Here is a 12,760-nt window from a genome sequence, read left to right as displayed (position 1 = left end):
ACCACAGGTCAAGAGAAGCAGGCAAGTTTGGCCAGCAACAGGCAACCAAGCAATGCCGCCCCTCTTCAGCTACCCATTCCCTGCGGATGATGACGCCTCCGGACGCTACAGAAAGATGACGGCATGCTCGGAGTGCCCTATTGCATGATCAGAGGTGGAATCTCGCCATTTGAGCGAGACACACGAGAAACGCGGGACTAGCCAGATGCCTTCCCATCACGAGTCGCCAGCAGACCAGGAATCCCGACACACGTTTCTGCCCCATGTGATTGCGGGCTCAGAGATCCTCAGGCGCAAGACCTGTCGCCTTCGCCACACGAGCCAGCATCTTGGGACCGATCTCATCGCGATCATGAAACGCGAACACGACATCGGACCAGCCGGGTCGAGCCAGCACTCGATGGGACCCAGTAGTTCGTTTGATAGACCAGCCAATACGGAGCAGGGCAGAAAGAACGCGGGAAGCGTGGGTCGAAGGCCATCGGCTCATGCGGCGATAAACGACACGCTCAAAAACTCGTCAGGAAGGGCCTCGCCATGTTCAAGGCGATCCGCCATCGCGCGGAGCGCCAAGGCTTGGACTGCCGCCAGTGCCTCGGCCCGAGTCGGTCCATAGGCCATCACACCGGGCAATGTCGGCACTTCGCCGATCCATCGCCCATCGTCTTCCTGTTCCAATTCAATTGTGAATTGACCGGGTTGTGCCATAGCAGACCTCCAGGCAACAGGCTATGCCTGGTTCAATCAAAATGCAAGATCCGACCGGCTCATATCGGCTGATAGCGCCGCGAAGAGCTGATGACGGATGCAGGAACAGGCCCTCTCTCTGTATACGAGGTGCGCGGGAGGTGCGAAAACAGTGAGACTGTGTACGGCGGTCTTAAGGCTGAAGTGTTCGGAGCGTCGCTCCCCGACCGTCAACTATCGAGTCACGCCTGCTACGAGCAAGCGAGCCGAGCCAACAAGCCTACGATCTCGGGCCCAGCTCCTCTTTGAGCACGACAGCCAGGTCACGGAGCGCACGGGAGCCGTCGCCGACGAAGGCCGAGCCATGCATTGTCGCCAAGGTCTTCGGCTGCAGGGCCGCCAGGCGCTGAAGCGTCGGATCCGTGAGCGTGGAATAGGGCATATAGTTGGCCAAGGGGCCCTGCTGATACTCGACCAGCACCTGCCGGCAGCGGCCCAACACATCCGCCTGTGTGGATGCCTCAACATCGCCTGCCTGGTGAAAAAGATCCGAACACAAGAGCGTCCGCTGCGTCTCCTCGAACAACAGGCCCGCCTCCCAGCAATGGGGTACATGCGGCGTATGGAGAAACCGGAAGCGATATTTTCCAGTAGTCAGCACCTCCCCATCCTGCATCCCCAAGGCAGGCCGCGTCGCCACGCAATCACCGACGCTCACCAGCTTGCCCACCAGACTGCAGACAGCCGTCGACTGCGGGGCCAGGGCCTGCCACTCCGGCAACGAACCGCACTCGTCGGACTCCACATGGCTGAACCCGATCCATCGTATCGTCTTGGGATCGAGCACCGTCGCCACGGCGTCACGCACCGCAGCAAACATCCCGCGCGGGCCGGTGTGGAACAGCAACGGTTCGGCATCGCGCACCAGGAATTGATTGAATTGCAAATTGAAATCCGGCACGAAGGTCGAAATCCGAAACAAGTCCGGCGCAATCTCTGAAACAGTCGCCATGGCACCCTCCGAGGATGAAAGATAAGAGCCGTAGGCTACCGCCGGCACATCAGCCTGTCAACGAACCCATCCGGGCAGGATTGGCCAGAACCACTGCGGCATCAGTCTGAGCGGAGAACCGGTCGAAGGCGGGGCCGACGGCTACAGGAACACATCGATCCTCACAGTCCGCCGTTTTGGCAGTTCATACAATCGCGATAGATTGTGTACGTATTGAGAATAGCGTTATGCTTGTCCTAACGATAAACATATTGGGACGGTGACAGGATCGACCTCTAGACCACATAGATAGATAGGTTGAAAAACAGCTAGTAGAGGAGGGAAGCATGAAGCTGGAACTGACCAGAGAAGAAGCCCGCGTGCTCGATGTGGCAGTTGAATACATCAAAAAGCACAGGGATGTCGCGGACAAAATCTTCGCGGGACACGAAGACGACATCAAGACCGTCAACGCCATCGCAGGAACGCTCAGGGCCGCATACCTTCACCAGAAACAAGAAACCCTAGAATGCCCCTGAGCGGCAGCCCATGGTCCCCCCGAAACGCATCATGATCTAACCCGGTGAGTCTTGGCGAAATGTAGACCGGTGATCTTCGCTGAGATTGACGCCTCCCCGCAGAACCACGGCGAGGGACTCACCCAAACAATGGTTCCTGGCACTTTTTCCTCCTCCAGGCAGAGCGGAGAACCGGTAGAAGTCGTGGACGATAACGGCAGGAACACATCGATCATCACAGGGCTAGCCAACTCGCAGGGGGAGACCTTACGAATAAGTAGCCCGGCCTCTCACCAAGCTTATTCGTTGACTGTCTGCGTTGCAAGCGTATATCCGTGTATCAGTGAATGCATCAAAGACAGCGAGTAACCAGCCGAAGGCCAAATAGGGTTTAGAGGAAAATGAGTGACGATCAACATAGCAACAAGGAACAGGAATGCGATTACGAATTTCCCGGCGTGGACATAGTAGAGTACTCCAGCCGAGAGAGGCAGAGCAGCCAAGATAAGCAACCATCCAAATCCTTGCATCAAAAATGGCAAGACCTTGGCATCGACCGCCAAATTGAGAGCGGCGTTACTCTCGTTGGCCTGGTTGTAGCCGGAGTCCTTGCCGTGACGGCTATCAATCAATTGAATGCCATGAGAGAGCAAACCACTTCAATGCAAGCTCAACTTGCCGAGATGAAAGCGGGTGGTGTTGAAACAGGAAAGCTTATTGCCGCAACAGAGAAAATTGCTGAGGCCGCCTCTACAGGAGCAGCACAAAGCAAAGCTGCGCTGGAGGCGACTATTGAGGCTTCGCGTTTGGGACAGCGAGCTTGGGTTGGACTAACTAACATTAAAGTAATGACTTTCGAAGTTGGTAAGCCGATCCGCATTGAAATTATTTTCACCAATACTGGTCATAGTCCAGCCTTGAAAGCCAAGGGGTTTTTTTACATGGAAGTAAAGGAGCTTCCCATTAACATAGGGAATTTCAATCTGGACCAAATGGCCAGAAGCCATAAGGATCGCCCAAGCATTGGCACCACCTTCCCCAATGCGACACTGTCCATTCAGACTGAAGCAACCAGCCCAGCTACGGAAAAATCTATTGCGGAAATCAAGGCTGGACGGTTGAAGATACTTATTATTGGGAAGGTAACTTATTTGGACATTTTTCAAAATTCTCATGTCAGCGCCGTATGCGCTAAATACGAACCAGTCGGGAAAGGTTTTGAGTACTGCGAACAACACAACTATTCCAATTAGAAGGAGCCTGGGAAGCTTGAGGGCGTCAAGGGCAACATAATCGCCCTTCCACGCTTGCTCGTTTCTCTCCTCCTTTCATGGGGACCATGCCTTCGAAGTGGCCTGAATCGGTCCCATCGTGCATGCGTAGGACGAACACATTACTTATCGTGTGCGTTCCGCGAGCAAGAGGACAACCAGGCTGCCCCCCTCTTTCCAAACTTGCTCGAATTTCCCTCTTCCCCCCACTATCCCAATATTTTTCTTCACAGGTGGCACTCACCAAGGGGTGCCGTCGCGGGTTGCGCACCTGACCGGAGGACCGAGGTATCCACCGAGGCGGAGCCGGGAAGGAAAGCTGGAACTGACCAACGCCCACGGTCGCAAGACCGTGGCGGCGGGAATTCCAGAAGGCTTCCGCCCGGTGCAGCCCGGAAGGATCGGTCCGGGAGGTCGGTGCGCGAACCGCGACGGCATCCCCCCTCCGGTTGGTGAGTGCCACGACCCGCTCCTCTTTTTCTGCTACTCTCTCCCCCCATGCCCCCCTCCCTCCAAGCCTTCCTCATCCTCTTCATCGCCGGCGCAGCACTGCGCTGGTCCGGCCTCCTCACCAAGCACCATACCGAACGGCTCAGCCTGCTCGTCTTTTCAGTCAGTCTCCCTGCCACGATTCTCGTGTCGCTCGATCGCGTGGCCTTCGCGCCGACGGCCTGGAAGGTGCCCCTCGCTGCCTGCCTCGTGTCGCTCCCGCTGGTGCTTGCCTCCTGGCCGCTTGCCAGACTGCTGCACCTCGCCCGCCCGACGCAGGGCGGATTCCTGCTCGCCGTCGGCTGTATCAACTCCGTGTACTTCGCCTATCCCGTCGCGCTCGCGACGTTCGGCGACGAGGGACTCGCGCAGGCGATTCTCTTCGACCTTGGCCAGACCGCGCTCACGCTCACAGCCTTGTATGCGATGGCCCTGTGGCATGGCACAGCCTCACCCACGGCGCGCTCGCCGCTGTTGCGCCTGCTCTCCGCGCCCCCGTTCCTGGCCTTGACGCTCATGCTCGCCTTGAAGGCCGCCGCCCTCCATCTGCCCTCCTGGCTCCACACGATCCTGACGCCGGTCCATCTGACGACGACGCCACTCGCGAGCCTCGTGCTCGGCCTCTCGATCAGTTTCGCGGCGCTGCGGCGGACCTGGCCATTGACCTGTCTGGGTGCGGCGATGCGGATGGGGGGCGGACTGTTGCTGGGATGGGTCGCAGCCTGGCTGCTGGATCTCACCGGATTGGAACGAGCGGTCGTGATCATGATCGCCGGGATGCCGTCAGCGGTGACGGCGGTAATCTTCGCGACGGAAACCGGCCTGGATGAAGATCTGGTCGCCTCGATCGTGGCCCTCTCGATCTGTGTCGGCGTGGCACTGCTTCCCTGGCTGCCTCAACTTGCCGCGCTGCTAACAAGCCGTTGATAAAAGCCGCCAGCATCGTTCTCGCGGCGCGGAGTGGCTCAACCTACTGCCGAGAGTATGCCTCGCCCCTCCGCTTACTGCGGCCTTGCTGGACGACCTTTCTGAACAGCCTGCTGGGATAGGGATTGGGAATGGGGTGCGCCAATCGTCAGTCGTCAAGAGATAGGCCCCTAGAAAGGATCGCTGACGCGCGGCTGAGTTGAGAATGCTGATGAGAAGGGAAGAGCGGGTGGAATGGAAACGATGCGTGGGCTAGGGCTTCTTCGCAACGACCTTGCCATTTTCCCACACATAAATAGGTGTATGGTGCGTTCGCGCTGTGGCTCTGGCCACTTTAGCCGCTCGCCGCAGCGCACGTCCGACGTCTTGCGCGAAGGACTTCGCCTCTGCTTTACCATTCGCTTTCTTCATGGCCCCTCCTCCAGCAATTGCGGAGTATCACCGGCATTATCGCAGGAACCAAAACGGGGACATTCTACTTTTCGGCTGGTTGCCAACAAGAATTTGGGCACAGGCTACGACTCGCTGTCGGTGAGTGTCAACTCATCGCAATGGCAAGAGCTGCCTTCTGCCTCGCATTCAGCAAGACGGGATGCCTGTCAATTCCCTCCACCTCACTTCACGGGAGTGGCCAAGGCTGCCCTTTACTGCGCGCATCGGACGAGCACATTCTGATCGTGCGCGTTCTGCGAGCAAGAAGGGCATCTGGCCGCTCCCTCCCTCTCCTTCCAAGCTTGCTCGTTTCCCCTTCCTCTCTCAATATCCCATTAACTTAAAGGAGTGGGCCGATTGGTCTCTAACTGCGTGCGTCCAACGATATAAATGATCCTTCTATGCTTGCTCGTTCCACTCAAGGGGGTGGCCTGGTTGATCCTCGATTGCGCGCGTCGAACGAGCACATTCTGATCGTGCGCGTTCCGCGAGCAGGAGGACGACCAGGCTGCCCCCTCTCCTCCTCGTCCAATCGGGTATATTGTCCCCATGTCCTCCAGACCCAATCGCCACTCCCCCAAACGCCCACGCCGCCGAACCAGGCGCGGGCGTCGTGGGCCAATCAAAGCTTTCTGGCGGTTTCTGCTCGCACGATGGAATAATTTTCGTCGCGTGATGAAGGCCGTGCTCAAGTCGCCGCCGACGATGCGGGCCGTCCTGATCGCCGTCTTCCTTCTCCTCATGTGGCTCGGCTTGAACTGGGCCTATCACGTATTCAACAAGCCGAGTGAAGTCCTCTTTCCTCTGGACCGGGCCCTCAACAAGCGCCCCATTGAGACCTGGAAGGAATACGGCTCACTCTTCCGCGAACATGCGACCCCGGTCATTACGGCCGATCTGCTGGCGGCATTAGCACAGACGGAGGGAGCGGGCAATCCGGTGGCGCGAACCTATTGGCGCTGGCATCTCTCCTGGAATCCATTTGAGTGGTACCAACCGGCATCGAGCGCGGTCGGCATGTACCAGATCACCGACGGGACCTTTCGCGAGGCAACGCGTTATTGCATCCACGACCATGTGGTGGTCGAAGACGGCCCCTGGAACGACCTGAACTCCTGTTGGTTCAACAGCCTCTACACCCGCGTCCTGCCGAGCCATGCCATCGAAGTGACCTCGGCCTCGCTCGATCGCGCGGTCGCCAAGGCGATTGGCACCAGGCTGGGAGGCAGAGTCACGCTTCGACAGAAGCAGGACCTCGCGGCCTTGATACACCTCTGCGGAGCCGGTGCCGGCCATGCCTATGCGTCACGAGGATTCCGGCTGACTCCCAACCAACGATGCGGCGACCACGACGTGAACAGCTACCTGTCCAGGGTCAATGCCTTGAAATTCGAATTCGCCAAGCCGGCGGCAGGAGACAAGACGATCAGACGGGAGCGATAGCTCGTCAGTGGTGGTACAGGCTGGACGCAGAGACAATCAAATGACGTCTCCCAATCCTGCTACAGAGACCTGACTTACATTACTGAACGCTCTCTACGGAACCCTCACTTGCCCGGACATCGCATTTCTGGTACCGTGGGCCCGGTTTGAGATTGGCCAACTCCTCGTCCTTGACTGAGGTGACCATGAGACGCTCCTCATTCTTCCTTCCCGTCCTCCTCCTCTGTACCAGTTGCGCCAGCTACGATAAACGAGAGGTGGTGGACTCCCGTCCCACCCCATCAAATCCGGCCGCCCAGGCCCCGGCGAATCTTTCAGGGGCCTCATCCAACACGTCCGTCCGCATCCTCAAGCGAAAGATCGCGGTGGCCCGCTTCACCAATGAGGCCCGCACCACGTCGCCGAGTCTCTTCGGGGAGGCCTACAACCGGGACCCGAACTTCGATCGGCTCGGTAAACAGGCTGCCGACATGCTCTCGACCGAGTTGACCCGCTCGGGAAAATTTATCGTGCTCGAACGGCAGGACCTCAACAAACTCGAAGCGGAAAGCGAGCTGATGGGCCTCAGCCGCGAACAATTCAAGCAAAGCATGGTCGGTGTCGATGCGCTGATCTTCGGGTCCATCGCCGAATTCGGACGCAAGGACGTCGGCGAGGTCCAGATGTTTTCCCGGTCGCGGCAACAGATCGCCCATGCCAAGGTGAACGCCCGGCTGGTCGATCCCCGCACCGGACATGCCTTCTTCAGCGATGACGGCGCCGGAGACGCGACGCTCGAGCAATCGACGATTCTCGGACTCGGCGATCGAGCGACCTTCGATTCGACCCTGAACGACAAGGCCCTCTCTGCCGCCGTGGTGAACCTGATCGATAAACTGATCAACAAGCTGGCCGATAAACCCTGGACCACGAGCATCCTGACGGTGGAAGGTCCCAACGTGATGGTCGCCGGCGGAGCGCGGCAGGGGCTGAGAGTCGGGGACCATCTCAAAGTCATGGCCGCCGGCAAGGTGATCAAGAGTCCGCAAACGGGATTCAATATCCAGCTGCCCCATACCCAGCTGGGCGAACTGGAAGTGCTGTCGTTCTTCGGGGATTCGGACACCAACGAGGGTTCGATCTGCCGGATCGTCAATGGGCCGATGCCGACGACCGATCACATCATCCAGTTCTAACGGGAAGGAGCCGTTCATGAGGACCATCCTACTGCGCAGCCTGTTCCTGCTCGGCCTCCTGCTCCTGCCTGCCTGCGGCCTGTTTGCCCCCCTCTTCGGACCCGTATCGCAAACCACGACCTCGAACGTCGATCAGAACAAAGACGAAGGTTATATTCGATTTTCGAATATCGCGAACCAGCATGAAATTTTCCTGGACGGGACCGCGATCGGAACCGGAGAAGCCTATCGGTCTGGGGGCCAGCTCGGCGTCACCCCCGGCACACATGAGATCGAAATCCGTGAGGCCGGCCTCGTGCGCTTGAAACAGAAAGTGTTTATCGGAACCGGCTCAACCAGGACGATCGATATCCGATGATGCCACGTCTCGTTACCGTCGCCTCGCTGTTCGCCTGCGTCTTGGGCGTCACGGCCTGTATGCCCGCCTCCCAGTTCTATTGGGGCTCTTATGAAGACAGCCTCTACTCGCGCCAACAGCATGCCGGAGCGGGAGGTGAGACCGAAGCCGCGACCATGCTCCTCGCCACCATTAATGACGCTCAGACCACCAACGCCAAAGTGGGCCCGGGGATCCATGGCGACTATGGGTATCTCCTCTTCAAACAAGGAAGAGCCGAGGAGGCCATGGCAGAACTGCAGAAAGAAGCGGCGTTGTACCCGGAGTCGAAACCGCTGATGGACACGATGGTCTCCAGGATTCAAGGACGGAAGGATAAAGAGAAAGAGAAGAAACCCGCGCCATGAGCCACTTCTCGTATCTTACTGTCGCGTGCGCGGCCCTCGTCCTCTCCGGTTGCGTCACACAGCCCAACCCGGATTACTCGAACTTTTTCGACCATCAACCACGTTCCATTCTCGTCGTTCCACCCGCCAACAAGACCACGGCGGTGGATGCCCCGGCTGTGTTCCTCACGACCGTCAGCGCCGCGTTCGCCGAGCGCGGATACTATGTATTCCCGGTATTCCTCGTCCAAGACGTCCTCAACGATCTGGGCGCAACCGACGAAGGCGCCATCGCCGCCATCCCCCCGGAGAAATTTAAAGAGGTCTTCGGCGCGGACTCGATCCTGTATGTGACGATCACAGACTGGACGACCTCTTACGTTGTCCTTGCCTCAAACATCATCGTGGGAGCCGACTATCGCCTCGTGGATGCCGGTACGGGAGCCCTGCTGTGGACGGGAAAACAAAAAGTGGTTCACAATAGCGGCGGGGGTGGCGGAGGCGGGCTCATTGGAGCCCTGGTCGTCGCAGCAGTCCAGGCGGCAATTACCGCTTCAACCGTTCAATATCGACCCATCGCTCTTCAAGCGAATACCCTCGTCGCCAAACAACCCCGGTCTGGCCTCCCCGCAGGACCGTACCATCCGGAATTCCAAAAAGACCGGGAGCAATTTAAGTAAACCGCGCGTGCGTTCCGCGAGCAAGAGGACGACCAGGCCCCTTCCTTCTTTTCTCTCCTCTCCCCCTCTCAATTCGCCAATCTCTCTCTAGGAGGGTGGCCTGCTTGATCTCCCACTGCGCGCGTCCAACGAGGGGAGTCCGCGACCGCGCGTTGCGCGAGCACAGGAGATCAACAGGACACCCTCCTCCCCTATTTCTTGTTGGCGAACGCCTCATCTTGTTCTGCTCCAGCCCTCGCCTTCCAATCCAGGCTGTAATATTCTCCACGATCCCTCGCCCAGGGATCGAACACATTCACGACGCCCTGCAGTTCGCCTGCCAGTTCCGGCATCGTCCGCAAGAGCACACGTTTCATGGGAGAGACCGGCTGTGTGTGCCCGTTGATCTTCCCCTGCTCCATCTGCTCAGGGCCAGGCCCATTATGCATGACCCAGTCGACGCCCAACGTCGTGTAGAACTCGGGACGGAAACTGGACGTGAAAAACCGGTCGCTGAAGAGGCGGCGCGAGGCGTTGAGGATGAACACGACGAACTGGGTTTCGGAAATGGCGAAGCCATGCGGACGCCGAAACTCCGCCAGCCATCCCACTACCGTATCGACGTCCTCGATGTTGTCGATCATGGCGCCGTTCGGATGGCCCAGACAATCGTTGACGGGTGAGCCGTCGTCATTCAACCGTGCGTCGGTGATCCTCTTGGAGGCATCGCACCGGTGCTGTCCATAGACCTCGCGCAGGGTCTTCACGAGCTGCTCCTGCTCGCTCCGCTTCTTCACATCCTGTTCGCGCTGGTCCACGAATTCATCGAAGCTGGTCAACTGCGTCAGCCCATACTGCCGGCGGAATTCGTTGTAACGCGGGATACCCCGCTCCCGATCCCTGATGAGATCGAGGGCGGCCACGTCGATCTGTCTGGTGGGAGACTGCAGCCGATTCATCGTGAGGTTCTGCAGAAACTGCGGATGGTTCTGCAGGGTCAAGGCTCCCAGCCGCTGGCGGCCCATGCTGAGCGCCCAATTGGACAGACCCTTCTCCCGCATCGCCCTGGTGGCCTTGCTCCGGAAGGTGTCGATCACCGGCACCTTTTGCCGAATGACGTTCGGCTCCCTGTTCCACTCGCGGTAGTCGATCAGGTCCGGCAACAGCGGATGCAGCCGGTACACCGTGATGAACTCCTCGGGGAAATTGAAGGGGGAGCCAAAATGGTTCACGCCCCCGTTGATGTGGTCGTCGTTCTTCAGATCCCAGCGGTCGACTTTGCCGGAATCGATCAGGCCCACGAGCGGCACGCCCTCATAGACCCGGTTGCCCAAGCCGAAGATGCCGGGCCCGGCTGCCAGCGCCGCGTAGAGGCTGTTGGCCTTCTTCGCATCCTCCGAATCGCCGAGGCGCCGCACGACTTCCTGCAGCGCACCCGCCACCAGCTCCTGATTCGCGAAGACCCCCTGCCAGTTGGCATGCATGCCCCGGTTCAAGGGCTCGTTGTAGAGCAACTGCGTGGTCCATTCGATGGTGTGGACCTTGGCCATCTCCGCCGCAACGACCAGCCTGGCCACTTCGAACAACTCGTTCGGAGTGACGTCCCGGTAGCGGATGACGCGGTCCGGCTCGGCGGGATTTCTCAAGCCGCTGTCGCCATCTGGCGTGAGTTCGGTCTGGGTTCTGAATGCCTCGACGAACGCATTGTGCTCACGCGCGAAGACATTATGAAAAAAACTCAGGCCGATAGACCAGTTGTCGGGAAAGGCCGTGGCTTCCTGCCCTGACCATTCAAGATTGATCGGGTCGCCCGATTCAAAGATCGGCAGATAGCCTGCGTTGTCTCCCGCTTCAACCGGCAGCAACAACAACTTGGCTGAGTCCTTGGGGTCGCGCTTCACACGTTTACTGGAACGCTCGTCATATCCATACAGCTGCGAGGCGTCCCACCAGGCGGTGACGTGATTGGCGGTGGTCTTCGGCGCCCTCGTAAGATAGGTCTTGCCGCCCTGCATAAATGAGCGGGGCTCCGTGCTGTCGGCGATCAAGGCCGCATCGATCTTGTCGTCAGGACGGCAGCCCAACTGCTTGACCTCATCACCGGTCAGCGGCTGCTCGACGTTCTTAACCAGTTGCGTCGCACAGCCGACCGGCATCCAATCTGGCCGATTGTGCCCCTCTTCCACATGGGCGAACCAATCGTGGGTCATGAACTGGATCCAGAAAGCGGCCAGCACATTGAAGAAGGGTGCCTGCTTGTACTCGCACTCGGCTTCCTTCGCGTTCCCCGCCAACCCATGGCCCTCGCGGCATCGATCGGGCTGCGATTGCGGGCGCGTGAATAATTTCCGGCTGATGACCTGGGGGTCTGGCTTCAAAAGCCCCAGACGATCCCCATGGCGATTCCTGGCAGTCTCGGTCAGGCCCAGGTCGGGAAACGTCGTGTCAAACGGCACATTCCGCGCGAATAGTTGCTGCGTCGATCCCATCAGCGGATTGCGAATGTCGTTGCAGATACCGCTCAGGCTGCGGAAGCGAATGAGTTCTCCTCGGCAAACTTGTGTTCGGTCGCCGCCGACGTCTGTATAGTCGGGATGGCTCTGCGGCAATCGCAGCTCCGGCCATGTTTTGAGCACCGTCCCTGCCTCGCCATCGCGGCCCGTGACGTAGGATTCGTAGGTCCCATTATTGTCAAAGAGGTTGAACTTGATGAGTTCGATCCGTTGCACCTCCAGATCGTAGAGTGCGCCGTTAATCCCATGCGCGTTGGGGCCCAGCACCTTGGCATGAGCGAACAGACGCGCAGGGGCTCGTGAGGTGCTATCGCCTGCGGCCCAATAGTTGGGCCAATCCAACCAAGGCCCTTCGCGGAGACCTTCGGCATGGTTCCCCCCAAGGCAACGAGCCGTGGTATCCGGAACCTTTCCGAGAAATCGCCGCTCTCGTATCGTGGCAACTTTCTGCAGATCCCGTTGCACGAGCATCTCCACACAATCTTTTGTGGAGTCCACATACGTCGCAAACGGACTCTGCCCGGCGCACCCCTCAAGCAAGCCAAGCACCGCTGCAATCATCAGCCCTGCCCCTGTACGTCTCTGCATCTCAGCCCCCTTCTCAACTGCGGACAACATCACAGTCCCCATCGCGAGCCTAGGCTACGTCTGATGCAGAGAAGAATCAACATGCTTATCCTGCGCCCTCACCCTCTTGACCGGCCTATGACCGGGGCGTAGAGTGAATGGAGCTCATCGAATCGCCTCGGTCTATGAGGCATTTGTCATGGTCCTCCGTGGAACACAGATCCACCGGTTCGGGCCTGCTGGGTTTACCCTCCATTGCAGTTTCATATCTCCCACTCCCATTGCCCTGGTACCCCGCAGCTGGGCTCTTCCGCGCACTCGGTCCATCGCTGACATCGAGCCCGCCTCTCGACACATGCTTCAAT

At 58.9% G+C, this 12,760-nt stretch carries 13 protein-coding genes; 8 read left to right on the top strand and 5 right to left on the bottom strand.

Features of this window, described 5'->3' with window-relative positions:
- Positions 1–277 precede the first annotated feature (277 nt).
- The 3 genes from Q8N00_05480 to Q8N00_05470 all read right to left on the bottom strand — a co-directional run bounded on the left by Q8N00_05480 (position 278) and on the right by Q8N00_05470 (position 1,699).
- Complete coding sequence (locus tag Q8N00_05480) at positions 278–490, bottom strand: type II toxin-antitoxin system HicA family toxin (GenBank protein MDP2382237.1); 213 nt, start codon at positions 488–490, stop codon at positions 278–280.
- Entirely contained in the window at positions 487–708 is a 222-nt protein-coding gene (locus tag Q8N00_05475) for a type II toxin-antitoxin system HicB family antitoxin (protein MDP2382236.1), read from the bottom strand. Before Q8N00_05475 ends, Q8N00_05480 begins: the two co-directional genes overlap by 4 nt.
- 259 nt (positions 709–967) lie before the next feature.
- On the bottom strand, positions 968–1,699 hold the full coding sequence (locus Q8N00_05470; GenBank protein MDP2382235.1) for an MBL fold metallo-hydrolase: 732 nt from the start codon (positions 1,697–1,699) through the stop codon (positions 968–970).
- 326 nt (positions 1,700–2,025) lie between these two features.
- Here Q8N00_05470 and Q8N00_05465 point away from each other — a divergent pair, with 326 nt between their 5' ends.
- The 3 genes from Q8N00_05465 (at position 2,026) to Q8N00_05455 (ending at position 4,883) form a co-directional block, all read left to right on the top strand.
- Positions 2,026–2,217: a hypothetical protein gene (locus Q8N00_05465; protein MDP2382234.1), complete on the top strand. Its 192-nt coding sequence runs from the start codon at positions 2,026–2,028 to the stop codon at positions 2,215–2,217.
- A gap of 380 nt (positions 2,218–2,597) precedes the next feature.
- On the top strand, positions 2,598–3,449 hold the full coding sequence (locus Q8N00_05460) for a hypothetical protein (protein MDP2382233.1): 852 nt from the start codon (positions 2,598–2,600) through the stop codon (positions 3,447–3,449).
- 474 nt (positions 3,450–3,923) lie between these two features.
- A complete protein-coding gene (locus tag Q8N00_05455; protein ID MDP2382232.1) occupies positions 3,924–4,883 on the top strand; it encodes an AEC family transporter in 960 nt (319 codons plus the stop codon).
- 252 nt (positions 4,884–5,135) lie between these two features.
- On the opposite strand, the gene Q8N00_05450 is transcribed toward Q8N00_05455, so the two are convergent.
- Positions 5,136–5,294 (bottom strand): hypothetical protein, encoded by a 159-nt coding sequence (locus Q8N00_05450; protein ID MDP2382231.1) that lies wholly within the window; start codon positions 5,292–5,294, stop codon positions 5,136–5,138.
- A gap of 696 nt (positions 5,295–5,990) precedes the next feature.
- Here Q8N00_05450 and Q8N00_05445 point away from each other — a divergent pair.
- From Q8N00_05445 to Q8N00_05425, 5 genes are all read left to right on the top strand, one after another.
- Positions 5,991–6,758 (top strand): lytic transglycosylase domain-containing protein, encoded by a 768-nt coding sequence (locus Q8N00_05445; GenBank protein ID MDP2382230.1) that lies wholly within the window; start codon positions 5,991–5,993, stop codon positions 6,756–6,758.
- 185 nt (positions 6,759–6,943) lie between these two features.
- Positions 6,944–7,933: a CsgG/HfaB family protein gene (locus Q8N00_05440; protein MDP2382229.1), complete on the top strand. Its 990-nt coding sequence runs from the start codon at positions 6,944–6,946 to the stop codon at positions 7,931–7,933.
- A 16-nt stretch (positions 7,934–7,949) separates the two neighbouring features.
- A complete protein-coding gene (locus tag Q8N00_05435; GenBank protein MDP2382228.1) occupies positions 7,950–8,291 on the top strand; it encodes a hypothetical protein in 342 nt (113 codons plus the stop codon).
- On the top strand, positions 8,288–8,677 hold the full coding sequence (locus tag Q8N00_05430; protein MDP2382227.1) for a DUF4810 domain-containing protein: 390 nt from the start codon (positions 8,288–8,290) through the stop codon (positions 8,675–8,677). Before Q8N00_05435 ends, Q8N00_05430 begins: the two co-directional genes overlap by 4 nt.
- Positions 8,674–9,336: a DUF799 family lipoprotein gene (locus Q8N00_05425; GenBank protein MDP2382226.1), complete on the top strand. Its 663-nt coding sequence runs from the start codon at positions 8,674–8,676 to the stop codon at positions 9,334–9,336. Before Q8N00_05430 ends, Q8N00_05425 begins: the two co-directional genes overlap by 4 nt.
- A 191-nt stretch (positions 9,337–9,527) precedes the next feature.
- Here the strand turns inward: Q8N00_05425 and Q8N00_05420 are convergent, their stop codons facing one another.
- On the bottom strand, positions 9,528–12,416 hold the full coding sequence (locus Q8N00_05420) for a peroxidase family protein (protein ID MDP2382225.1): 2,889 nt from the start codon (positions 12,414–12,416) through the stop codon (positions 9,528–9,530).
- Between the last annotated feature and the right edge of the window lie 344 nt (positions 12,417–12,760).

The organism is Nitrospirota bacterium (assembly GCA_030684575.1).
In the GTDB taxonomy this organism is placed as follows: domain Bacteria; phylum Nitrospirota; class Nitrospiria; order Nitrospirales; family Nitrospiraceae; genus Palsa-1315.
This window is presented reverse-complemented; position numbering and strand designations above follow the sequence as displayed.